At 36.8% G+C, this 25,605-nt stretch carries 20 protein-coding genes; 17 read left to right on the forward strand and 3 right to left on the reverse strand.

What is annotated here, in order from left to right; all coding sequences use genetic code 11:
* Positions 1-211: 211 nt before the first annotated feature.
* Positions 212-1,045, reverse strand: a complete 834-nt coding sequence (locus AB3H93_RS04605; RefSeq protein WP_010718667.1) for an N-acetyltransferase — start codon at positions 1,043-1,045, stop codon at positions 212-214.
* A 283-nt stretch (positions 1,046-1,328) separates the two neighbouring features.
* On the opposite strand from AB3H93_RS04605, the gene AB3H93_RS04610 reads away from it, so the two are divergent.
* The 6 genes from AB3H93_RS04610 to AB3H93_RS04635 all read left to right on the forward strand — a co-directional run bounded on the left by AB3H93_RS04610 (position 1,329) and on the right by AB3H93_RS04635 (position 7,034).
* Entirely contained in the window at positions 1,329-2,969 is a 1,641-nt protein-coding gene (locus AB3H93_RS04610; protein WP_368020218.1) for a malolactic enzyme, read from the forward strand.
* Positions 2,970-3,187: 218 nt separating this feature from the next.
* On the forward strand, positions 3,188-4,510 hold the full coding sequence (locus tag AB3H93_RS04615) for a 2-hydroxycarboxylate transporter family protein (RefSeq protein WP_010718665.1): 1,323 nt from the start codon (positions 3,188-3,190) through the stop codon (positions 4,508-4,510).
* Between the two features lie 305 nt (positions 4,511-4,815).
* The gene (locus AB3H93_RS04620) at positions 4,816-5,211 is read left to right on the forward strand and encodes a DUF1310 family protein (protein WP_010718664.1); all 396 of its coding nucleotides are present in this window, start codon (positions 4,816-4,818) and stop codon (positions 5,209-5,211) included.
* A 26-nt stretch (positions 5,212-5,237) separates the two neighbouring features.
* Positions 5,238-6,428 carry a hypothetical protein gene (locus AB3H93_RS04625; RefSeq protein ID WP_241546311.1) on the forward strand — a complete coding sequence of 397 codons (1,191 nt, stop codon included), beginning with the start codon at positions 5,238-5,240 and terminating at the stop codon, positions 6,426-6,428.
* A gap of 16 nt (positions 6,429-6,444) precedes the next feature.
* Positions 6,445-6,762 carry a hypothetical protein gene (locus AB3H93_RS04630; RefSeq protein WP_081128129.1) on the forward strand — a complete coding sequence of 106 codons (318 nt, stop codon included), beginning with the start codon at positions 6,445-6,447 and terminating at the stop codon, positions 6,760-6,762.
* A 23-nt stretch (positions 6,763-6,785) separates the two neighbouring features.
* The gene (locus AB3H93_RS04635; RefSeq protein ID WP_081128126.1) at positions 6,786-7,034 is read left to right on the forward strand and encodes a hypothetical protein; all 249 of its coding nucleotides are present in this window, start codon (positions 6,786-6,788) and stop codon (positions 7,032-7,034) included.
* A 181-nt stretch (positions 7,035-7,215) separates the two neighbouring features.
* Here AB3H93_RS04635 and AB3H93_RS04640 read toward each other — a convergent pair whose 3' ends face one another.
* Positions 7,216-8,610: a PLP-dependent aminotransferase family protein gene (locus AB3H93_RS04640; protein WP_368020219.1), complete on the reverse strand. Its 1,395-nt coding sequence runs from the start codon at positions 8,608-8,610 to the stop codon at positions 7,216-7,218.
* A 91-nt stretch (positions 8,611-8,701) separates the two neighbouring features.
* Between AB3H93_RS04640 and AB3H93_RS04645 the strand changes: the two genes are divergently transcribed.
* The 8 genes from AB3H93_RS04645 (at position 8,702) to AB3H93_RS04680 (ending at position 20,684) form a co-directional block, all read left to right on the forward strand.
* Positions 8,702-9,667 carry an ornithine cyclodeaminase family protein gene (locus AB3H93_RS04645; RefSeq protein ID WP_010738029.1) on the forward strand — a complete coding sequence of 322 codons (966 nt, stop codon included), beginning with the start codon at positions 8,702-8,704 and terminating at the stop codon, positions 9,665-9,667.
* Position 9,668: 1 nt separating this feature from the next.
* Positions 9,669-10,460: a PhzF family phenazine biosynthesis protein gene (locus AB3H93_RS04650; RefSeq protein ID WP_010738028.1), complete on the forward strand. Its 792-nt coding sequence runs from the start codon at positions 9,669-9,671 to the stop codon at positions 10,458-10,460.
* Positions 10,461-10,768: 308 nt separating this feature from the next.
* Positions 10,769-11,875, forward strand: coding sequence for an alpha-hydroxy-acid oxidizing protein (locus AB3H93_RS04655; protein WP_034699072.1), 1,107 nt, complete (start codon positions 10,769-10,771; stop codon positions 11,873-11,875).
* A 764-nt stretch (positions 11,876-12,639) separates the two neighbouring features.
* A complete protein-coding gene (locus AB3H93_RS04660; RefSeq protein WP_368020220.1) occupies positions 12,640-13,710 on the forward strand; it encodes an ABC transporter permease in 1,071 nt (356 codons plus the stop codon).
* A gap of 12 nt (positions 13,711-13,722) precedes the next feature.
* A complete protein-coding gene (locus tag AB3H93_RS04665) occupies positions 13,723-14,394 on the forward strand; it encodes an ABC transporter ATP-binding protein (RefSeq protein WP_010718656.1) in 672 nt (223 codons plus the stop codon).
* Positions 14,395-14,415: 21 nt separating this feature from the next.
* Positions 14,416-14,988 (forward strand): TetR/AcrR family transcriptional regulator, encoded by a 573-nt coding sequence (locus AB3H93_RS04670; protein WP_081128120.1) that lies wholly within the window; start codon positions 14,416-14,418, stop codon positions 14,986-14,988.
* A gap of 282 nt (positions 14,989-15,270) precedes the next feature.
* Positions 15,271-17,736, forward strand: a complete 2,466-nt coding sequence (locus AB3H93_RS04675; RefSeq protein WP_368020221.1) for a hypothetical protein — start codon at positions 15,271-15,273, stop codon at positions 17,734-17,736.
* A 635-nt stretch (positions 17,737-18,371) separates the two neighbouring features.
* Complete coding sequence (locus AB3H93_RS04680) at positions 18,372-20,684, forward strand: glycosyl hydrolase family 18 protein (protein ID WP_368020222.1); 2,313 nt, start codon at positions 18,372-18,374, stop codon at positions 20,682-20,684.
* 266 nt (positions 20,685-20,950) lie between these two features.
* Here the strand turns inward: AB3H93_RS04680 and rnhC are convergent, their stop codons facing one another.
* Entirely contained in the window at positions 20,951-21,865 is a 915-nt protein-coding gene (rnhC, locus tag AB3H93_RS04685; RefSeq protein WP_096710054.1) for a ribonuclease HIII, read from the reverse strand.
* A 221-nt stretch (positions 21,866-22,086) separates the two neighbouring features.
* Here rnhC and zapA point away from each other — a divergent pair, with 221 nt between their 5' ends.
* The 3 genes from zapA (at position 22,087) to AB3H93_RS04700 (ending at position 25,585) form a co-directional block, all read left to right on the forward strand.
* Complete coding sequence (zapA, locus tag AB3H93_RS04690; protein ID WP_010718651.1) at positions 22,087-22,524, forward strand: cell division protein ZapA; 438 nt, start codon at positions 22,087-22,089, stop codon at positions 22,522-22,524.
* A 21-nt stretch (positions 22,525-22,545) separates the two neighbouring features.
* Positions 22,546-23,094: a CvpA family protein gene (locus tag AB3H93_RS04695; protein ID WP_010718650.1), complete on the forward strand. Its 549-nt coding sequence runs from the start codon at positions 22,546-22,548 to the stop codon at positions 23,092-23,094.
* A 130-nt stretch (positions 23,095-23,224) separates the two neighbouring features.
* On the forward strand, positions 23,225-25,585 hold the full coding sequence (locus AB3H93_RS04700) for an endonuclease MutS2 (RefSeq protein WP_368020223.1): 2,361 nt from the start codon (positions 23,225-23,227) through the stop codon (positions 25,583-25,585).
* The last annotated feature ends 20 nt before the right edge of the window (positions 25,586-25,605 follow it).

The raw sequence follows: 25,605 nt of genomic DNA on the forward strand, positions 1-25,605 counted from the left end.
ACTAGATGTGAGGAATGGAATAGGATATTTATTGAGGACACATTTGATTGTTTTTCTTTACTGGAGGGATCAAATGAGGGAAATGAAGGGGGAAAAATGAAAAGATGTTGGTGAACTTCACCAACATCAAAACGTATAAAGCCATTCTATATAGAGCATTTCTTAACTGAAAAACTGTTTTATTTCTAGTGATACTTTGGAGTGACAGCTTTCAATATTTAGTCAGTTGGCAAACATAGTAATCAAATGTACTTTTCTTTTCAAAGCCCATGTTTACATATAAATCATATGCAATTTGATTGGTTGCGTCGACTTCTAAATAAATTTCTTTTTCTTCTTTGATTAATAATTCTTGGATCAAACGGTTCAAGCAAAGTTTACCTAACCCTTGACCACGAAAAGCCGGTGCTACGACTAAGCCGTAGATACCATAGGAAGATAGATCCTCTTCGATTCGGGCACAAGCAATCAGTTGATTTTCTTTATGAAAAACAACTGTTTTCTCTAAATCTTCAGATGACAATGGAGGAACCGTTGCCCCAATTTCTCCTAATTGGAGTTGGGCAATTAGGGAAGATTCCTTTAGAGTAGCTTTTTGTGGTCGATAAGGAGAATCTAGCTGTTTAAATTTGTTTGGCTGAAGAATCAACCGATACTCAGTAAACTGTTTGTTCAATTCTTTTTTCGACTCAAAGTAATTTTTCAAAAAAAGGTCACGTGGATCAGTGATGTAAAGAATCGTTGTTCGACCGATGGTTTGAGCGAATCGCATTATTTCATCAAGTAGTTGTTGTAAACAAGCCAAATTTTCATGCACGATCATTGTCACTTCTAGTTCGCTCTCATCATAAAAACTTAAAAAAGCATAGGCAATAAGTGTCTCTTCTTTAAAACAAAGGACATGGCGGATCTGGTCGTTCGTTTGTTCAGCAAAATCAGGAGCTAGTTTAAACTGGCAGTGACGCTGCTGTTCGATCTGTTCTTTCAATTCACGGATCGTTTGCTTGGTATCAGGTTGTAGCTGTCTTGTGATAGATGCTTTCATTTGTTTTCCCCAATCAAAAGATTTTTCTCATCTTATCTTATTTTTTTAACCAACACAATAAGAAAGTGAATCGCGGTAGTTGGTCGTTCCTTCATTTGGTCATGAAGCCAGAAAGCGAGTCATTGTATTCAACGAGAGTGTCATACAAATGCAATGCTCATAAAAATATAGTTTATAAGGAAAAGTGACATATAAATAAAATTTATGGTAGGTATTAGTTTTGACTATATTCTTTTCTCACGCCTATACTTCCCTTGTTACTAAAACCTAGGAGGAATTAGCTATGTTGACAGGATTAAACTTATTAAATAATCCATTTTTAAATAAAGGAACAGCTTTTACGAAAGAAGAACGTGCGAAATATGGGATTACAGGTATGTTGCCAAGCACAGTCCAAACGTTAGAGGAACAATCGATTCAAGCATACGGACAATATTTGAGTAAACAAAGTGAACTTGAAAAACGAATCTTCTTAATGAATTTATTCAATACAAACCGGACACTTTTCTATAAATTAATGGGACAACATTTAGTTGAGTTTATGCCAGTTGTTTATGATCCAGTCGTTGCGGATTCAATCGAACAATACAATGAAATTTTCTTAAAACCGCAAGATGCTGCGTTTCTTTCAATTGATGAACCAGAAAATATCAAAGCAAGTTTACAAAATGCTGCGGACGGTCGAGACATTCGCTTGATCGTGGTGACTGATGCAGAAGGAATCTTAGGTATGGGTGACTGGGGAGTCAACGGTGTAGATATTGCGATCGGTAAATTGATGGTTTATACAGCAGCTGCTGGAATCAACCCTGCCCAAGTATTACCTGTATCGATTGATGCAGGAACAAATAATGAAGAATTACTAAATAATCCATTGTATTTAGGAAATCGCCATCGTCGTGTGACAGGACAAAAATATTATGAATTTATCGATCAATTCGTTGATGCAGCAACGGATCTTTTCCCAGAACTATTACTACATTGGGAAGATTTTGGACGAGGAAATGCTGCAACGATCTTAGAAAAATATGAAGATAAAATCACTACTTTCAATGATGATATCCAAGGAACAGGGATTGTTGTTCTTGCTGGTGTACTAGGTGGACTGAATATTTCTGGAGAATCATTGAAAGACCAAACTATTTTGACTTTTGGAGCCGGTACTGCGGGCGTAGGTATTGCCAATATTCTATTAGACGAAATGATTCGTCAAGGTGTATCAGAAGAAGAAGCTCGAAAACACTTTTATCAAGTAGACAAACAAGGGTTATTATTTGAAGATACAGAAGGTTTGACTCCAGGACAAATTCCTTTTGCTCGAAAACGATCTGAATTTACTAATTCTGCTGAATTAACAACTTTAGAAGCGGTCGTAAAAGAAATTCATCCAACAATCATGATTGGAACATCGACTCAACCAGGTGCGTTTACGGAAGAAATCGTTAAGGAAATGGCAAGCCATACACCACGTCCAATCATCATGCCATTGTCTAATCCAACGAAATTAGCGGAAGCGAAAGCCAAAGATTTAATTGAATGGACTGATGGGAAAGCATTAGTAGGAACTGGGATTCCGGCAGCAGACGTGGAATACCAAGGAGTAACTTATCAAATCGGACAAGCAAACAATGCGTTGATGTATCCAGGGTTAGGACTTGGTTTGATTGCTTCAACGGCTACACGTGTGAATGCTGAGATCATTTCTCAAGCAAGTCGTGCATTAGGTGGAATCGTTGATGTTACACAACCAGGCGCAGCAATTTTACCTCCAGTTGCGAAGATCACTGAATTTTCTCAAACAATTGCAGAAACAGTAGCGAAATCTGTTGTTTCTCAAAAATTGAATCGTGAAGAAATCACTGATATCAAAGCAGCAGTGGAATCTGCTAAATGGGTACCAGAATACCAAGAGTTAGACAAATAAGCTTGACCAAATTTCTAAAACAAAGTGAATGAAGGATTAGTTGAGCACAATCATACACAGAGTACGTTAATCGGTGAAAGGAAAGCAGCTGATTAGGTGCAACGAGGTGAAAAATGGGAATCACCTGATGAAGAAGCTATAAAAATCAGATATTGAACTATTTTTCAACGTACCTCAGCCTTTCACCGTGCTTTTTTATTCAGAAAGGATCTGTATGAATGACACAAAGAGAAGAATCAACTACAAAAGTTGAAGAAAAAACAAAAGAAGGATTTTGGACAACTAAGATTACTGGAGTAAGTCTTCCTATCTATTTTGTTATGGTATTAGTCCTGATCGTTGCAATGGCACTTGGAAAATTACCAACGAATATGATTGGTCCGATCGCTGTTCTAGTGATATTCGGGAATTTATTTCATTTTATTGGTACAAAAATCCCAATCGTTAGAAGTTATCTAGGTGGAGGTTCCGTATTTGCGATCTTTGCCTCAGCTGCAATTGCGACTTTTGGTATATTACCAGAATACGTGGTGAAAGCTACTGAAAATTTTGTAAGTAACATGGGTTTCTTAGATTTTTATATCGCAGCTTTAATCACTGGGAGTATTTTAGGGATGAACCGTAATTTACTAATGAAAGCATCGGTACGTTTCATTCCAGTAGCACTTATTTCAATGATTGTCTCGTTTTTTGCTGTTGGTCTAGTTGGAATGTTAATTGGTAATGGGTTTGGACGTTCCGTACTGTATATCTCTTTACCAGCAATGGCTGGAGGAGTTGGAGCTGGCGCAGTTCCATTATCTACGATTTATGCGAACGTCTTAGGAACGAATGCTTCCTCTATTATTTCTCAATTACTCCCAGCTACAGCAATGACTAATGTCTTAGCCATCATTGGAGCAGCTTTGGTTGCTCGTGCAGGAAAATCAATGCCTAAATTGAATGGTGAAGGCAAACTTATGGCAAAAGGCGATCTTGGTGACGGTAAACCACGGAATGTGAAACCATCGATCCCTCAATTAGGTGTAGGTCTAATGGTGTCATTGACATTCTTTATTTTAGGACAAATCGGCAACTACTTTGTGCCAAAAATCCATGCGTATGCGTTCATGATTATCATTGTCGTGATTTGTAAAATTACAAATCTCTTACCTGATTATTATGAGGATGCAGCAATTATGTTCAATAATCTGATCGTTAAGAATTTAACAGCAGCTGTCCTTGCAGGAATAGGGATTGCGCTATTGAATCTAAATGTCTTAGCTTCAGCGTTAACTTGGCAATTCGTTGTTTTATGTTTGACAAGTGTTGTAGCAATCTCGCTCACTTCAGGATTCGTGGGCCGTTTATTCGGTTTGTACCCAGTTGAATCAACCATTACAGCTGGATTGTGTAACAACTCAATGGGTGGTACAGGGAACGTAGCAGTATTATCTGCGGCTAATCGAATGGAACTAATTGCTTTTGCGCAAATGGGAAATCGTTTAGGCGGTGCAATCGTCTTGATCATTTCAGGATTTTTGATGCAACTATTTTCTTAAGAAACGAAGACAATAATTTTTTTCCTACTTTAATCGATAAGAAAAACATAGATCTGGAACAACGTTTGTTCCAAATCTATGTTTTTTTGTTTACATTCTTCTAATTGAGCAGGAACTACCCATGATGAAAGTCATGAGTGTTCTTGGATAATCCATCAAACCAAAAGCATGAATCGTAAAAGAAACCAGATCAACAAAAAAATTGGGTTTATCTGACAAAAATCTTCAAGTACTTGCGTATCTCTATTATGAAAAGAGAATGACGAACGTGTTGGTCAAATAGATAGAAAACAGGAAGAGGATTTATGAAAAAACAAAAAATGTTGTATCGTTTAATGAAAATTTTAGGGATAGCAGTAATCATAATCGGAGGGATTGTGTACATGAAACAAAAGCAGCTTAATGAAGAAATGGTCAATATGATTAAGAGTGACCGAGTAGCGCAACTGATCGAATCTGAGTTAAAACGGTTAGATCCCAAAGCATTAGCAGCTGAAGGAATCGTCCATTCGTATGAAATTGATTACGAAAGTATTGAACCTAATCGTTTAGGAGGAATCAACGTTGAATTGATCATTAATCAAGATAAAGAGTTAACATTAGGATTGGTAGTCAATGAGCGCAGGAACCAATTAGTGAATGATGGATTAGTTCTCTCAGAAAAACTAGATAGGCTGATTGAGAGAGCGGATCAGTCATGAGGATGACTGATGAAGAGAGAATAAGAATGATAAGCCAAAGCTATATGAATCTCGAAGTGAACAAAAAAATTTCAGTGAATCGTCAAACATATGGTTATGTATCAAAGATAATAGATAACAAAAAAAGTGGAGAAAAAAGTTTTATCATTACCGACGGAAATCCAAAAGTGCAAAAGCCAAAAGAAGTGAAACAGATAACTATCCTTTATCAAGGCTCGATAGGGATCAATAAAATACTGGTAAATCCTGGAGATGTATGGCGAGATTGGGGAGTAAACAATCTTCCTACGGCTGTCCAAGTGATCAATGAAGGAGGAGCAACTGCGATGCCGCAATTAAAGTCTGCTGCGCATACATTACAAGAAACCATGCAAATGTATCCCAATGCCAAAGTTTCAGTATACGGCCATTCTTTAGGTTCAATGAATGGACAATATGCTATTTCAGATTTGCCGACTGCTTTTCATGATCGGCTAGAGGGAGTATATCTCTACCAAGGCCCCAACATTTACAGTATTTTAAATCCCAGACAACAAGCAGCGGCAGATAAATTAACGAATGAAGGAAAGATTTTCAATTTTATTGACACAAGAGATTTAGTACCAATCGGGTATTCACTGACAAAAAAACAAGTGGGCACAATAATTGAAGTAACATCTAAAAAAGTGAAGTTGGGCAAACAGCATATGTTGGGCGGTTATTTATTTGATCAAGATGGGAATCTAGTGACACAGTCTAAAGGGATTATCCAATTAGCAAAACATCAGACAAGCAAAGAGTTGGATCGGCTCGCTGAGATTCATCATCAATTTAGTCACAGCGGTAAAGGAATTTCTTCTTCACAAGAGATTTTTTTAGATGCGATGCAAGCGAGAACGATTACCTTGGGATACAAACAAGCGATTCAATCTGAGATAGACACAGTGGTCAAGTGGCTAAACAAGGAGATTGAACAGGCTAATCTTCTTTGGAGCCAAACGAAACGGGATACGAACCGCTGGGGTGAACATTTGAATGATACCGAAAAAATGGCTATTCTGGCAGAAAATCAGGTGACAGAGTACACACTAGTCCGTCAGCCAGTGGATACCTATGAACAACAACTAACCCTATTGCAAAAGGTCCAATATGAATTAGATACGCTGCTGAAACAGATAGTAACCACCATTGAAGAACAGGTGAGGACAGATAAAACATTGTCCCAATATCTTTCATAAAATGGAGGGGTTATGGATGAAAAAAGGTAAAGGACAGTCTCAACCTATGGAAAAACAGTTATATTCAGAAAAAAAACAATTAGAAAATCAACTCGACCAACTAAAGAAAGAAAAAAGTAAATTTGATCATTACTTAGATCACTTAGCAGACCAGTTCCATGATTTTTTGTTTTTTGATGTTTCCCCCCACAGAAAACAGTTCTATCATCTGTTAAATGATAGTAAAGAAGAGGCGGAAGGGATTTTTCGCAGAGAGAAAAGAATGATCGAATGTCGCATTGAATGTCCATTAGTAGAGAAGTATTCTGCTTTAGAGAAAGAATCTAATAACTAATAAAAACGAAATGGGAGAAAAACATGTTTGAAGAATTACAAAGAACATTGGAGAAACAACTCATACGGCTTATTGTTGCAACACCAAGTCATGCCACATCGCAAAATAGAAAAAACTTGACCAAACAAACACTTCAACAGAAGAAACAAACGTTGAAACAGCTGACTACAAGTTATGCAAGTCATTTAAGTCACGTTTCTAAAGGAACATGGGTCAAGACAGCTATCCAAGTGATCGAAAGAACGGCGAATCAATTCGAATGGCTTACTTAAGGAAGTAAAAAAGTTGAGCATGAAGTTGTGCTAAACTTTTTTACTACGAGTAAATGATCGATTCAATGATGAACCGCAATAGCAAGAGAAGACGTTCTAAATCAAGGGAGTGATGGATCTTCTTTTGTTTGCCAGTGATTGAATGATTTTTTGAGTATACCTAAGAATAGAAACTAAAAAATCATAAATAAGCATCGATTTCTTCTTTAATGATCCGTAATCCTTTCTTTAAAATCTCCAAATGATTGGATGATAAGGCGATTCGGATAAAAGGATCAGCTTGTTGTTGACTAGTGAAGCGATTCGAGTGATAGATTCTTATCCCTTTGTTCAAAAAATGTTGTTCTACATCTAAGGGAGAAATATCGGCTCGGATCGGAATATTTCGATAATAAGGATAAGGATTCGAAGGACGAGGTAAATCAAAATACGCATCAAAGCAGTCATTTGCTTCGGCTGTTCGCTTTAATTTTGTTGTTAAGATTTTCTGGACTGTTTCTGGTGAGTGCAAGATTTGAGTGATGATTTCTGCATCTAGACCAGATGTTTTGACGTTTATATTAAAGATTGCTCGTTCAATTCGTTCTCTTAAACGTTCTGGGAATACAAGATAGGCTACACGAAGACCTGAACAAATGAATTTGGTCATTCCTGACAAGTAAATGGTTTGGTCAGGTAGCAGCTGTTGAAACGGTGGCAAAACTTGTTGTTGAAAATGGGTCGTTAAAAAAGAATGAATATCGTCTTCAATAACTAATAACTTTTCTTTGGAAATAATAGCTTTCAATTCATTACGCCGTTGGAGAGACATTTGAAAACCAATGGGGTTACTACAAGAAGGCATCAGATAAATCCCTTTTATTTTCTTTTTATGACACTCTTGTAGCAATAATTCAGGTTTCATTCCTTCTTGGTCGAAATCGATCGGAACTACTTCTAAGTGATACAAATGCGCTAACTCAATAAAATTGGAATAGGTATATCGATCAATAGCGATTCGATCTCCAGGAGAAAAAAAGGCGGCAAGTGTCACAGCAAGACCATTTTGAACACCAGAAACGATTGCGGTATGATGAATCGTTGTTTGAACCCCTTGAGTCTGTAACCACTCGACTGCCGTCTTTAATTGAAAATTGGTTCCCATAGGGTCACGATAATTCAATAAACCCACGATATTGGGGTTGAGACTGACTGAATGGATAAAAGGCAGGACAAGATGGTTGCAGTCTTCAAAAGAACTAACTAATCCAAAATCAATCACATGCTCAGCTACTTGATTAGTTGAAATCGTGATTGAAGTAAAAGCATTAGGGGAAACGAACGTACCACTTCCAATATTGGTGTACAAGAGACCTTTCTCAATACCATATTTATAGGCCTGACCGACAGTTGTAAAATTGATATCTAAATAGTCGGCTAATTCTCTCTGAGAAGGAAGTTGGGTATTTTTTTGTAACTTACTTGTAAGAATATCTTCTTCTAGCTGTTGGATCAGAGATTTATAGATGGGGCGTGTTAATTTTGTTTTATCAGGTCGCCAAGTGATCGGATAATCTTCATAAGAATTTATGGGCATTTTATTCACCTCTAAAATTGTATTCCATACAATTATACTATTGAATGTATATAATTCAATGATAATATATGGACGTGAGGGGGAGATTTTTATGAGAAAAATCGATTTTGAAGAAGCAGTATCACGATTAGATTTTCAAGAGGCAATTGAAGTAATGCGTCAGTGTTTTAGCGATTATGGCGAAGGAAAAATTAGTCAAAATACACGTATGGTAGAGATTTTGCCAGATGGTAAAAACAAAAATGTTTTTGCGATGATGCCTGCTTATCTTGGTAAAGATCGTTATTTTGGTGCAAAAATCATTACTGCATTTCCTGATAATCATTTACAAGGACTATCTTCACATTTGGGGGAAATTCTATTATTTGATTCTAAAAACGGTGTACCTGTAGCGCTAATCAACGCGAATGCAGTCACTTGGATTCGTACCGCTGCAGTTTCCGCTTTAGCCACTGATATATTGGCGAAAAAAGAAGCGGCATCATTAGCTTTAATCGGGGCTGGACAACAAGCAAGCTCGCATTTGAATGCGATCTGTGCTATACGTTCAATCAATAAAGTATCTGTATATGACTTGAGTAAAGAAAGAAGTCAACAATTTATTGAGGAGATGCAAACAGCATACCCGGAAATTGAATTTTCAAGTGGAGAAACACTCGCAGAAACAGTGGAACAAGCTGAGATCATTTGTACGCTAACACCTAGTAAAGAGGCGTTTTTGAAAAAAGAATGGCTTACTCCTGGTGCGCATATCAATGCTATTGGTACGTTTACACCAGATACACGTGAAATCACTAGTGAATTGATGAAAAGCAGTGCCATCTATGTCGATGATTATGAAGCTGCAATGAAAGAAAGTGGGGATCTACTGATTCCGATTGCTGAAGGAGAATTATCAGAATCAGCGATCTCAGGCTCGTTAAGTGAATTGGTTTCAGGAAAAAGATTACTAAAAGACCAACAAGAAACAATCACGATTTTTGATGCCGTTGGCTTAGCGATTGAAGATCTATGTTGTGCAGAATATATTTATCAAAAAGTTAAGGAGTCTGAATAAAATGAAGTTAAGTTATTATGTTGTTGATGCATTCACACAAGAAGTGTTTAAAGGGAATCCAGCAGCAGTCTACGTTTTAGAGAAGTGGTTACCAGATACAGTGATGCAAAAAATTGCTATTGAGAATAACTTATCTGAAACAGCATTTACTGTCAAAAAGGAGGAACACTATGAGTTACGTTGGTTTACTCCGGATCGTGAAATCGACTTATGTGGACATGCTACTTTAGCAACAGCGTTTGTTTTGTTCAATTATTATGGGGTAGAGGAAGAAACAATCAAATTTACTAGTCAAAGTGGCGAACTTCTTGTGACAAAACAACAAGAAACTTACTATATGGATTTTCCAAGTATCATGCCTAAAAAAGTAGCAATTTTACCTGAATACGAAAAAGCGATCGGTGCAAAAATCAAAGCTGCTTATTTAGCGCGAGATTTATTTTTTGAACTGACAGATGAAGAAACCGTAAAACAGTTGCAACCAAACTTTTCAGCTATTAAAAATTTTGATTTGGGCGTTGGCGTGATCGTGACCGCACGTGGTCAGAAGGAAGATTTTGTTTCTCGTACATTTTTCCCGAAATTAACGATCAATGAAGATCCCGTTTGCGGTTCTGCTCATTCCAATCTTATTCCTTATTGGGCAAATAAATTAAGTAAGAAAAAAATGATTGCCCATCAGCTTTCACCAAGAGGTGGCTACCTTGATTGTGAGTTACGAGGGGAGCGGATCATGATTGGTGGAGAAGCAGTGCTATTCGCTCAAGGAGAAGCTTATATTCCAGAAAAATAAGCATCGCAAATGAAGCAGGAGTTCCCTCTGACAATCTATACCTTTTTCTTCCAGGGCGATTTCCAGAGGATAGAAGTAAGCCTGTTTTTAGAGATACTAGAAGAGGCTGAGGCAGGTTTTGGCTTAGTCTCTTCTTTTCAACCATAATATTGAAGCTTTCCTAGAAAATCTCTCTATTATTTTACTACTACTTTACTGCTAGAGTTCAAACAGATTATTTGCCTGTATCATTTTTGAGAGGTACGATAATAATGCAAACGCTATCATAAAATTCATGGTTCTTAATTCGAGAGAAAGAAGGCTTTATTATGGAAAAAGTTTATCAAGCTGGTACACATGAAGGGATGATTGATTTCATCAATATGGAAGATCTGGAATTAGCAGCTACTCAAGTAATCCCTAGTGGTGGATATGGCTATATCAGTAGTGGTGCAGGGGATTTGTTTACTTATCGAGAAAATCAAAAAGCCTTTAATCATCAATTGGTTATCCCTCATGTTTTGAAAGATGTGGAATTACCTGATACAACGACCTATTTTTCTGATGAAACATTAGCCGCACCAATCATTATGGCACCAGTAGCAGCGCATGGATTAGCCCATGAACAAGCTGAAAAAGCTTCGGCTAAAGGAGTATCAGAATTTGGAACGATCTATACAGCTAGTTCTTACGCTTCTTGTACCTTGGAAGAAATTAGAGCAGCTGGTGGTCCTGAAGCTCCTCAATGGTTTCAGTTTTATATGAGTAAGGACGATGGGATCAACTTGGATATCTTGGAAATGGCAAAAAGAAACGGAGCAAAGGCGGTTGTTTTAACAGCTGATGCAACAGTTGGCGGAAATCGTGAAACAGATCGGCGAAATGGTTTTACTTTTCCGTTGCCCATGCCAATCGTTCAAGCTTACCAATCGGGAGTCGGTCAAACGATGGATGCAGTCTATAAATCGTCTAAACAAAAATTAAGTCCAAAAGATATCGAATTTATTACGACCCATTCAGAGTTGCCAGTTTATGTCAAAGGGGTACAATCAGAAGATGATGTGTATCGTTCTCTTGATGCTGGTGCACAAGGGATTTGGGTCTCCAATCATGGTGGTAGACAGTTAGATGGTGGTCCAGCTTCTTTTGATTCATTACGCTATGTAGCTGAAGCTGTGGATAAACGTGTACCTATCGTATTTGATAGCGGTGTTAGACGAGGGCAACATGTCTTTAAAGCGATTGCTTCAGGAGCTGATTTAGTTGCCATTGGTAGACCAGCCATTTATGGACTTTCTTTAGGTGGAAGTACAGGGATCAAACAAGTATTTGATTTTTTCAAAACAGAACTTGAAATGGTCATGCAATTAGCTGGAACTCAAACTGTTGAAGACATCAAAAACGCAAAATTGAGAGAAAATCGTTTCATGTGTTAAGACAAAAAATCGGTTTATCAATAGGGATTAAGTAGCAAAATAGCTTGAACAGATAGTGATTTTGGATAGAATTTTTGAATGATCGTGCTTATTTTAGGAAAGAATATTTCAACAAGATATTAACCAGTTTTATAGCGATAATCAAACGAGGTTGAGACAAAAGTGTTCAGCATCAAGAAATAAGAAGGAATTTCCGAAGATGCTACTTTTGTCTCACCGTGAACAAGAGGTCGTGAAAAGAGTGTTTTGACCTGAGCGCTCACCAAGTAAAAACTGCGACGAGTAATCGCAGGAGCATTAAGGATGGAAATCTCGAAACAGCTTCCCATGTTTTGAGATTTTTTGACTTATCGCCGAAGGTCAGCTCTTTGAACACCGTGAATCAGAGGTCGTGAAAACATCGGGTAGCTCTGATGACAATAAGAAAGAATTTTTTGAAACAGCTCCTCATGTTTTGAAAAATTCAGGCTTATTTCAAGGAGCTGATGTTTGAACACCGTTTAGCAATAGGCTGTGAAAGAAGCGTTTAGCTCCGAGCGAATAAGAGAGGAGTTTTTAAAATAGCTCCTCCTATTTTAGAAAATCATCGCTTATTGTTGAGGAGTTGCTTTTTGAACGCCGTTTATCCGTTTTTAGAGATACTAGAAGAGACTGAGACAACTTTTGTCTCAGTCCCGTTTTTTTGTGAGCAGATTATTCCTCTAAAAATTTATCAAGTGATAAACTTGTATTATTGTTTGATAAACTTTTAAAGGAGGAGTTAGATGTTTTTAGCATTAAATGAAATCATACATTCAAAATTACGCTATGCGTTGGTTGCTGGGGTGATGTTTTTAATTGCATATTTGGTCTTTTTTTTAACCGGTTTAGCGTATGGACTGGCACAAGATAACCGAACGGCTGTCGATAAGTGGGAGGCAGACTATATTGTACTGTCAAAAGATGCCAATACGAACCTAGGGATGTCAATGATAACGAAAAAGACAGCGCAAGAAGTAAAAGGGGATAAGGTGGCTTACTTGGCACAAACACCAGGTGTCGTAACCAGTAAAGACAACGATGAGGCAGGAAAAATCAATGTGAGTTTTTTTGGTATTGATCCAGATCAATTTATCATGCCTAATATTGTTGAAGGTAAGGCCTTTGTTGGGAACGATGAAGCAGTGGGTGATATTAGCTTAAAAGAAGAGTATGGTCTAGGAATTGGCGATACAGTTAAACTTTCTGGTAATGACAAAACCTTTCGATTAACTGGATTTACCGAAAATGCGAAGTTCAATGTATCGCCAGTTTTATATACAACACTTGATGCTTACCAAGAAATTCGTTTTGAAAAAACAGATACAAGTGAGAATGCTCGAATCAACGCTGTGGTTGTTAGAGGGCAGATAGATGATTTACCAAATGATCTTGAAAAAATCAGCATTTCTAAATTTATCAATGAATTACCTGGCTATAGTGCGCAAGTACTCACTTTTGGTTTTATGATCGGCTTTTTGATCGTGATTGCAGCGATTGTAATCGGAATTTTCATTTATGTGTTGACCATGCAAAAAATCAATATTTTTGGTGTTTTGAAGGCGCAAGGAATGACAGGAGGGTTTATCGCTCGCTCAGTAGTGGCCCAAACTTTCTTACTCTCATTCTTTGGGATCGGTCTTGGCTTGTTGGGAACAGTGGGGACCTCGTTCCTTTTACCAGATACCGTACCTTTTCAAAGTAATTGGTTATTTTTCGGAGTTATCAGTGTTTTGATGTTAGTGGTCGCCATTTTAGGTGCGCTGTTTTCGGTACGAGCAATTGTAAAAATCGATCCATTGAAGGCAATTGGTTAGGAGATGAAAAAAATGAAAGCAATCGAATTTAAAGATGTCGAAAAGAATTTCAAAGATGGTGATCAAATCGTCCACGCACTGAAAAAAACCAATGTTAGTGTAGATAAAGGCGAATTTGTTGCGATCATCGGTCCTTCTGGTTCAGGAAAAAGTACTTTCTTGACCATTGCAGGTGGCTTACAAACGCCTAGTAAAGGGTCTGTTTTGATCAATGGGCAAGAATTTAGTGCTCAACCTGAGAATCAGCGGGTAAAATTACGTTTTAAGGAAATCGGATTTATTTTACAAGCGTCTAATTTGGTTCCATTTTTATCGGTCAAAAAGCAATTGATATTAGTGGATAAAGTCAAACATGAGAATCGTCAGAAAGAAGCGAATGAACTATTTGAACAGTTAGGTGTTGCCGAATTGGTCAACAAATATCCAGAAGAATTATCAGGAGGAGAACGGCAAAGAGTCGCCATTGCTAGAGCGCTTTACAACGATCCGTCCATTATTTTAGCAGATGAACCAACAGCCAGTTTAGATTCAGAAAAAGCAAGAGAAGTCGTAGATATTTTAGCGAAAGAATCGAAAGAAAAAAATAAAGCCATCATTATGGTCACCCATGATACACGCCTGATTGACAAATGTGATAAAGTGTTTATGATGGAAGACGGTGTTTTTCAAGAAAAAACAGAATAAGCATAAAAAGAAGGTGTGTATGTGGTTCATCGCTATAACAAAGACACGCAAAAAAAGATTTTACATGAAGCCAATCATTTGTTTATGTCAAAAGGCTATCTCGGCACGTCTACTCGTGAAATTGCTAAGAACGCCGGGATTACCCAACCCAATCTTTATCATTACTTTAGTGACAAAGAAAAACTTTACCAGGCAGTTCTGGAACAACATTTGAAAACAGTAGGGGACGATTTGAGGAAGATCGCCGCAACGAGTGCCGATGATTTTCAACAAACGTTGACTAAGATGGCTGAATATCTTATCGAAACCCATCTCATTGATTTGTTTATGATGCTGCATGATTTGAAGCTCAATCTTTCAGCTGAAACAAGAAATCATTTGTTTTGTTTATGGAAAAAGAATTATCGGGAACCTTTTGAAAAGATTTTTGCCAATCATCAACAACTATTACGAAAAAACGTCACACAGGAACTGGCAGCGAAACATTTTTTCCTTTTACTAGCCCCTTATATTACTGAATCTGGTCATTCAGAGGAACAGCCTTTTGATGTGGCGACTTTGATCGATCTTTACTTAAATGGGGTTATTGTTTAGCTTGAGACGAATAACGGTTGTGTAAGCTCCGTTCGATTGGATGGATCTGATGCTTTGGAGACACTATATGCTGTCTCCAAAACATCAGATCCATTTCAAAGAACGAACACTTGCACACCGTTTTTTTGTGTTAATGTTGCCGATGGGATTCATTCGTTAGTTGAAGCGGCTTTTCTATTAGGGGATTTCAATAGTTTTTTTTTTTTTGAAAAAAAAGGAACGTTTCTCCCTATTTTCCACTTTATACTTAAGCTCAATGAATAAACGAGAAGGGAAAGAGAAATGAAAAGAACTTTGTTCTATTTAGATAGGGATAGTTATGTTTGCTATTTATTAGAGAAAATCAAAGAGATAGATGAAAAACGAAGTATCGAACACCATTTATTAGTGGAAGGTGCAAATCGAAAGTCTATAGATACAGTCAGTCAAATCAAGAAGATGGATTTCTTACCAATATTTAAGGATAAAACCCAGCAAGAGATAGTTAACGAAGCCACTCAATACTGTCAATCGCTGCTAAATGTTTTTAATAGTGCGATAGGAAAAAAAGCTATTACAAATTATCTTATGCTACATGACCTGAGTCCAGAATTGACTAAAGAAATTGTTGAAGGACTAGTTTTTAAGGGAACTGTGAACAAACATGGATTTTTTAAAAAGATAGAAAAGAAAAAACAATTACATAAAAAGTTCAATGAAACATTGGTCAAATATGGCACAAATGAAGGGATAAAAGCAATTGAAAATCAACTCATTTTAAATGAACTTCCTCGATCTGAATACAACAAAATAAGTGCAACAATTGGAGAATTTTTGTTTCCTACATGGGAGAATTCCAGATACTCTAAACAAATTACTTTGACGGCCAAAAGATGTAATGTTTTTTTAGAGGATTTCGGTGAGACAGAAGGATTATTAGCTGTTCAATATTATTTATTGTTGCAAAATACAACAGCAGACAGAGCGAAGGATATACTTAATGAAGTTCAATTACCCAAGACAATCAATCAAAAAGAGTATAAAGACCTTCTCGTTACAACGCTCTATTATAATAATATGGGGGCAACAGAAGTAGAAAATCGGCTAGTTCTACAAGGAGTAGATCGTAAATTTTTCAATCGGATAGGAGAAATTTTAAACATCAATTTATTGCCTTCCTTGAAAGATGAACCTTTATCAAAGGAGGAGAAAATAACTAAAGCAGTCAAATATTGCCAAAGTTTTTTAAATTACTGGTATCCAAACAAAGTAAATGGAGTTAAATCAGTCAATAATTACCTTATGTTGGAAGATTTCTCTCCTGCAATCAATATCGAAGTCATAGAGCGAATAAAAGATTCTATGAATGATGAGGACCGAAAAAATTTCCATTTTTGTTTAACTAGATATATAAAATATAGCCAATTTGTTCGAGAATTAGGATCAGAAATGGGCAGAAAAAAATTCGAGAATTATTTTATTTTAACTTATCCTAGTTTACAACAGCTTCATCAAATGAATGAATACATCGATCAATCAATATTCCCAATGATAGATATGACTAAAAGAGGGGCAATTAGCACATTAGTTGATCGGTGCAATTCTTTTTTAGAAGACTTAGGACCAAAAATAGGCTTTGTAGCGATTCAAAAATACTTATTGTTACAAAATACAGCGCCCAAGTATGTTGATAAAATTTTTAGAGATCTAAGGTTTCCTAAAACTATCAATAAATTTTATTTACAGAAACAATTCGAGGAAGTGTACAAGTGCCAATCGATGTTGATAGGATCTGAGGAAACTTTTGGAAAGAAACTATGTGAGGAATATCTTGTTTTACGAGGAATGAATCGAATGCAGATCGATCAATTGAGTAAGATACTAAATGTCACCTTGCTTCCTTCTTTGAAGATGAAGTCGTCTCAAACACTCATTGATGAAGTAGTCCAACGTTGTGAACGTTTTGACCGATTGGCAACACGGAATTATCTCGTGCTTCAAGAGCTGCCTCCAGATATTCTTGAGGAAATTTTTACAAAAATCCCTTCAAAAGTAAATGTTGTTCTTGATAATAGTTATTTGACTATCAAAGAAGAAGTAAGACTTGTTAAGGAGTGCCAAGCATCTTTTAATAAATTAGGGCTCATTGAGTGGAAAAAATCAAGTGAAAATGCCCTTGCCTTAAGGGGAGCGAATCAAGAATTAGTCACGTTGATCAATAACCATGTAAATGAAGAGTTATTCCCCAAAGCTGGACGTTTATCTGGACAATTGAATCGTTGTCACTCGTTTTTAAAGGATTTAGGTAATGAAAAAGGAATGAAGGCTATTGTTCATTTTCTATTATTTACAGAGAGACCACTAAAGGAAACACTCCATGTGATTGATGGGTTTGATTTTTCTTTGCCGGTTTCTTCAGATGCATTAAAGGTGAGCATCATTGAGAAGTATTGTGATCATATCGTACAAAAAAAGGATGATTGGCTCTGGCGAAGGAAAGAAATAGAAAATACATTGATTTCCATAGGTGCAAGTAGAAGAATCAGTAATCGATTAAGTGATCGTTATGAGATTCCATTATTTCCACCGATTTTTGATGGTAAACTCTCAGCAGATGAGATTAACAAAGGGAAAAGGGATATAAGGGAACGTTGTGATGAGTTAATCAAAGAGAACCGATCCAAGGGGGGCATATACATGCGCTGGTCAATTACTTTTTCTTACAAAAAATGCCAGTCAAAATTGCAAAAGAAACCATCAAAAAGCTAAAATTAGAGACCATCACTAAAGACGAGGTAAAAAGAGTCGTGTTAGCTAATTATTATACTTATCTTGGAGAAAAAAAACCACTAGCTGAACATTTAAAATCGGCTAAACGATACTTACGTACATTAAATTGTTTTAGAGAGCAGGAATCGCAGATTAAATATGATCGTCAATTTCGTTGAAAAAGTTTTCAGTTAAATGTTAATGATGAAACGAAAAGAATCAGGAAGATCCAACTCTAAGAGGATACATTCAAAAATGAACAAATCATACATAAAAAGATTCGCAGCATTTTGTCCAATTTATTTTGGCGGAATGCTTTTTTTGTTCTTTTATAAATATAAAAATAAAAAATAATAGTTATTTTAAATAAAGCAGTAAAAAAAGATGAAAAAGAGAAAAGAGAATAGGGATATTTATTAGTTATTTTAGATAACTATAAATATATAAATGTTAATATGCAATACAAAAATATCAAATCATTTGATGCTTTGATAAGATAATGTTAACCTTGTTTTGTAAGGGTTATCATTTTTTGTTTTTTAGGAGGTTGGTTTATTAAAAAATAACTTATTTATTTTATGGGTAATAAGTTTTATTAGGGGAGTTCGTATAGAAAAAGAGGGGAAGGGTTAAAAATGAAAAAGTTGAAAAAAATTAGTTTGGCAGCAATGTTATTTTCTTCTGTTATTTCTCTGACAACGCCATTATTCAGCCACAAAGAACATGTGCATGCTGAAGAAGCACAGGAAATTACAAAAAAAGCGTCTTATCGTAATGTGATGTATTATGGTGATTGGTCGATTTGGGGAGGAGAACAAGAATTTTATCCTAAAGATATTGCCGCAGACCAATTGACGCATTTAAATTATGCCTTTTTGGATTTTGATAGTAATGGTGAGTTGAGATTTACAGATAAAGAAGCCGCTGTAGGCGTGCCAGCAGGTGAAGCAGAAGTCGGATGGGGAAATGCTGCTTCTGGTTTGTTGAATGCGCTTCAAAATTTGCGTGGACAAAATAAAAACTTAAAAATTGGCGTGTCATTAGGTGGTTGGTCAAAATCGGGTGATTTTTCTGAAGTTGCAGCTAGTCCTGCGAAACGAAAAAAATTAGTGGAAAACATTACTAAATTCTTAAAATATACCAACATGGATTTCGTTGATATTGATTGGGAATATCCAGCAGATGTTCGTGAGCCTGATCGTGTCGACAACAAAAATGATGAAGGAACACCTAACGCAAAACCAGAGGATAAAGAAAATTATATTTTACTATTAAAAGATATTCGAGCGGCGATCGATAAACAAGGAGTGGAATTAGGTAAGACTTATGAACTTTCTGTAGCATTACCTGCGTCCCAAGGAATGTTGGACAAGGGAGTTGACATCAAACAACTATTTGAAGTAGTTGACTTTGCGAATATGATGACTTATGACATGAATGGTGCTTGGAGTGCAACAAGTGGTCATCATACTGCACTTTATGGTAATCCTAACGACCCGAACTATGCAAATGGGTTGTCCGTTGATCAGACCGTTCGCTTTTTGAAAGAAAATGGGGCTCCTTCAGAAAAAATCGTTATCGGCGCAGCTTTCTATACTCGTGGGTGGAATGAAGTAGCTAAAGGGACAGACCCAAATACTCCTGGATTATTCCAACCTGCTGAAAAAAGCAATAAAGATGCAGACCAAACGCCGACATATGGTGCGGACAATGAACATTCTCTGGCACTTGGGGATGGTGGCCGAGCAGGTGGAGTTTGGTCCTACCGAAACATTGATGAATTAAAAACTAAAATCCCGACTCTAAAAGAATATTGGGATGATACAGCCAAAGCACCATTTTTATACAGCGAAGTTTCAAAAGAGTTCTTTACCTATGACAATGTAAAATCAATTAATTACAAAACGCAATATGTGAAAGAGCATGAATTAGGTGGTGTAATCTCTTGGATGCAATCGCAAGATAAACCAACAACGAGTACGAAAAGAGATGAACTGACCAAAGCAATCAAAAATGGGTTGTTTGGTACAGAAAAACTTCCAGAGCATAAAATTGTATCAAGTGATCTAAATGTCGAGGTAGGGATTTCTACTTATTCTGAAAACAGTTCAAAAGGGTATGAGTTAGTCATCAAAAATAAAGAAACACTAAATGAAAATTCGGACGTTTTATCAGCTATTGAATCTTCTCACAAGATAATTAAATTACCACGATACACTTTAGCGTTGAATTCAAATGAAATTCTTAGTAGTGGTGATTACAAAGCAGGCGAGGTTTCAACCTCAAATGGAACGGTGACGATCGATTTAAGTGGGGTTTATGAAGGAAAAGAGCTTAAACCAGGGGAGACATATACGTTTAGATTAAAATCAAATGCAACTGATGTATCCGTTGATCATATTGCTTCTATAAATCTAGCACAAAGAATTACAAAAGCCGGTATAGATATCTCGCAACAAACGATTTATGGAGAGGATTCAACTAATCCAACACCAACGCCAACACCAGATCCAGAAGATAAAGAAGCACCATCTATTCCGACTGATCTGACAGCTTCAAATGTGACAGAGACAAGCGTGACGTTGAACTGGACCGCTTCGACGGATAATAAAGGAGTAGCAGGTTATTATGTTTATCGTGACGGACAACAAGTTGGTCAAACAGCTACTACCAATTATATTGACAAATATTTAATGGCTGGTTCAACGTACATTTATACTGTAAAAGCGTTTGATCATTCTGGTAATGTTTCAGAACACAGTCAACCTTTGAGTGTAACAACACTAGATAGCACATCTTCATCAAAATATGAAGCATGGAGTGCTACAAATATTTACAAAGCTGGTGATAAGGTGTCTCATAAAGGGCAAAACTATCAAGCGAAATGGTGGACAAGCGGGGAAGAACCAGGTACTGAACAATGGGGACCTTGGGAGTTGATTGATTAAATTGCTGGTTATTAATGGGTAAAACATACTAAGTTTTAACGTTTGGGACTAATTAATGGGCTCCCATCGCAGTGGAAAAAAGTTCTATTCTACTGTGATGGGAGTTTTTATGCTATCTAAAAGATCAGGCTATGCTCTTAAGGTCAAATGACCAATTGGATAGCCTGTTTTAAGAGGTCTTATGACCGTTGCTTCAACGCTTCATTCCTATAGAATGATTTCTGAAACAACGTTTATTATTTTTAGAATAAAGCGTTAAAGGGATATCATAAACTCATTTTTTTTGCTTTTTCAGTATTCGCAAAATGTAATTTTGCATAATTTGCTAACAAATCAACGCCACCTTGTTCAATGATTTTTGCAGCTATTCGATCCGACTTTGTTCCAGCGCCAGAAGGTAACTCTAGACCGATCTCTGCTGATTCTTTAGCTAATTCTTCTAGAAAACTTGCTCGGCTGATGATCGATGCCGCAGCTACCGCTAAGTGGTATTGTTCTCCTTTAGTCACAAAATAGAGTTTTTCTTGCACTTGATTTTTTTCCAAACGGACATACTTTTTATAATTGCTTTCTGGTGTAAACTGATCGATCAAGATTGCCTCTGGTTTGACAGGAGCAATTTTTTTCAGCAGTAGCTGGATCGCTTGATTATGCAAAGCAACTTTCATACGCACAGCATTGTATTTCGGTTGGATCTCGTTATATTTTTTAGGCTCGAGTACTAAAAGTTGATAAGGGATCGTCTTCTTCAAGATACTAGCCAATTGAATGATTTGAGGATCTTTTAATTCTTTTGAATCACGAACGCCTAGTTTTTTTAGTTGTGTTAGTTGCTCCTTGGCCACGTAAGCAGCACAAACTGTCAATGGACCGAAGTAACTCCCATTTCCCACTTCGTCACTTCCTAATACAGATAAAGATTCGATGTTCTTAGGCAAAGATGCAGCTGTTTTTCCAGCTTTGGGTTTTGCTGAAGCTGCCTTTCCCCATTGACTTGCTTCTTTTTCGGCATTTGCACCTTGGAACATGACTTTTCCTGAGGTGTATGCAGTGATGGTCGTGCCATTTTTTTTAGCAGCAAATACGGTATAAGGAATTTTTTTAGGTAAAAGATAAGAAAGATAAGCTTGTTTCATTTTTTCCATTTGGGCAGTCGTTACTTTGATGATAATATTACTCATTATGTACCTCCAGTTTAGTTAAATTAATAAATTTAGATGCTTGTTAGATGAAAGATCCCTCAATAGTTCCTTGTCGTTCAGTTGGGGACGAGACATAGCATTTTTTCAAAGTTTATCATATAATGATAAGGTAAATATAAGAAAATTTGTGTACAACTGTTAAATCATTAATTTCATGGTACACTAGATAATAATTTTATCAATAGGGGGAAATGATTCGGATGGCGCACGAAAAAACACGCTATAAAGCAGTGATTGCCGACCAAACTTACACGATTATTGGACGTGAAACAAAGCACCATATGGATATCGTGACAAATTTGATCAATGAACAACTAAAAGAATTGAAGGATTTGTCTCCGCAAATCGATAATGAACAAGCAGCGATCTTAATGGCTGTCAATGCGCTCTCGGATCAATTGAAGAAGCAAGAAAGAAATCTCGAACTTGAAAAAGAAGTAGCAGATTTAAAGAAAAAAATGATCAAATTTGTGGAAATGGAAAATCGAATCAAAAGAATTGAAGCGATTGAAAACGAAGCACGAGAAGTGTTGAAAGAAAACGGACAGGCAGATCGAGAAATCAAGAATCATGTGGAAGCCCAACAAATTTTAAATGAAAAAAGAAAAGGTCAAATCAAACAAAAATCTTCAAATTAATGAAAGAGAAAGGAACAAGACATGTTAAGTCTTTTGATTTTATTTATCTTGCTGCTTGCATTTTTTTCAGGTGCGCGACGAGGATTCTCTATGCAGGTCGTTTATACGATCGGTTATATTTTGTCTTTTATGGCAGCACAGCACTTTTATAAGGATCTAGCAAGTCGTCTGGAATTATATATTCCTTATCCTGCGGTAACATCTAATTCCCAAATGGTCTTTTTTGATCAGACATTTTCTTTCAGATTAGATGAAGCTTTTTATGCAGGAGTCGCCTTTTTGCTGATTTTATTTATCGGAGGATTGCTTACTCGTTTTATCGGGATTTTTGTTCATAGCTTGACCTATATTCCGATCCTAAAACAAGTCGATTGGCTTGCGGGAGGCATCTTATCTTTAATCGTTGCCTATGTCACGATATTTTTGCTCTTGAGTTTATTGACTTTTGTGCCAGTAGATATCGTTCAAAAACAATTTAGTGGAAATAGTCTTGCCCGCTTTATCGTAGAGCAGACACCATTTCTAACCAATAAAATCCATGATTTATGGATAACGAATGTGATAAACTAATCAAAAATTTTTTGTAAAAGTGTAACAGTAAGTAGTGAAAGAAAAAAAACGAAGTTGTGACAGGACAGCAAAGACCAATGAGTCAATGCGAAATGTGACAACTTCTTTTAGTGAAAGTTAGGGTGATAACGTGAATAATCGAATCCTAGAAACATTAGAATTTGAAAAAGTGAAACAGCTTGTTCGTCAGTTTGTGGTAACCGCGCAAGGAACAGAAGAACTCGCAAAGTTAGTGCCGATCAACCAACAAGAGAAATTAACAGATTGGTTAGCAGAAACAGAAGATGGCTTAAAAGTTCAAAGGTTACGTGGGGGAATCCCTATTCCTAAGTTAGAGAACATTCGACCTCATATGAAACGAATTGAGATCGGTGCTGATTTAAATGGACTCGAATTAGCGCAAGTTGCGCGTGTTTTATCGACTACAAGTGAATTAAAACGATTCTTTGCTGATTTAGCAGATAGCGAAATTGAATTTTTACGTCTTTATTTCTGGGCAGAACAATTGGTGACGATCCTCGAATTGAATCGACGTTTAAAAGAGTCGATCGATGAAGATGGGCGAGTAACAGATGATGCTTCCCCTGAATTAAAAATCATTCGTCAAAATATTCGTCGAAGTGAACAAACGGTGAGAGAACAACTAGACGGCATTGTTCGGGGGAAAAACGCCAAATACTTAAGTGATACGATCATTACCATGCGAAATGATCGCTATGTGATTCCTGTCAAGCAAGAATACCGGGGTGTCTTTGGTGGGGTAGTCCATGATCAAAGTGCTTCTGGGCAAACATTATTTGTTGAACCAAAGCAGATCGTTGAATTAAATAATCGCTTGAGACAGTATCAAATTGCAGAGCGTAATGAGATCCAACGTATTTTAAGTGAACTTTCTGCTGAACTGGTTCCTCATCGACATGAAATCATTCATAACGCATACGTGATCGGTAAACTAGATTTGATGAACGCCAAAGCACGTTTTGGGAAAGAACTGAAAGCCATCGTTCCTGCAATCAGTGTAGAAAATCATGTCATTTTAAAACAAGCAAGACATCCGTTGATTGATCAAGAAAAAGTGGTGGCTAATGATATCAGTATTGGGAAAGAGTACCAAGCGATCGTGATTACTGGTCCAAATACTGGAGGAAAGACGATCACTTTAAAAACTTTAGGATTGTTACAATTGATGGGGCAATCTGGTTTACCGATCCCTGTAGATGAAGAAAGTCAAATCGGTATTTTTGAGGAAGTATTTGCTGACATTGGTGATGAACAATCCATCGAGCAAAGTCTCTCAACATTTTCTTCCCATATGACAAACACCGTTGATATCTTAGCACATGTGAATGAAAAAAGTTTAGTCTTGTTTGATGAATTAGGTGCAGGAACAGATCCCCAAGAAGGGGCAGCTTTAGCGATTGCTATTTTAGACGATCTTGGGAAAAAATCGGCTTATGTGATGGCTACGACACACTATCCAGAACTAAAAGTTTATGGATACAATCGGGCGAATACAATCAATGCAAGTATGGAATTTGACGTTGATACACTTAGTCCAACGTATCGTCTGTTGATTGGTGTACCAGGGCGAAGTAACGCATTTGAAATCTCTAGCCGCTTAGGATTAGATCAATCAGTCATCAATGAAGCCAAACAATTAATGAATGACGAAAGCCAAGATTTAAATGAAATGATCGCTGATTTAGAAAATCGACGAAAAATGGCTGAAACGGAGTATTTAGAAATGCGCCACTACGTTGATGAAGCACAAGAGTTATATGAAAACTTAAAAGAGGCGTATCGCTATTTCTTTGAAGAACGAGAAAAAGAAATCGAAAAAGCCAAGAAAAAAGCCAATGAATTAGTTTCTGAAGCACAAGAAAATGCGGAAAAAATCATTGCAGATATTCGTAAAATGCAACAACAAGTAGGACAAGGAAATGTAAAAGAGCACCAATTGATTGATGCGAAAACCAAATTGGCAAACTTACATCAAGAAGAACAACTGAAAAAAAATAAAGTGTTGAAAAAAGCCAAAGAACAAAAAACATTGAAACCAGGCGACGAAGTTTTAGTGACAACTTATGGTCAAAGAGGAACCTTGTTACGTAAAAACGGGGAGCAATGGCAAGTGGAAATCGGGATTTTAAAAATGAATGTTTCTGAAAGTGAATTAACGCCCGTTGCACCACAAAAGGAACCAAAACAGCGGGTCATTCATGCTGTACGTTCTGAATCAGCTAGTCACGTGTCGAACCAACTAGATCTTCGTGGCAAACGCTATGAAGAAGCGTTGAGTGAGGTTGACCAATACCTTGATTCAGCGATCCTTGCTGGCTATCCCCAAGTAACGATCGTACATGGAAAAGGGACCGGAGCTTTGCGTCAAGGAATCACCGACTACTTGAAAAATCATCGAAGTGTCAAAAGTTTTGAATTTGCTCCTGCTAACCAAGGCGGTAATGGGGCGACGATCGTTAAATTTAAATAAAACTTACTAAATGTAAGCAG

This window comes from Enterococcus sp. C74, from assembly GCF_040887125.1.
Lineage (GTDB): Bacteria > Bacillota > Bacilli > Lactobacillales > Enterococcaceae > Enterococcus_B > Enterococcus_B hirae.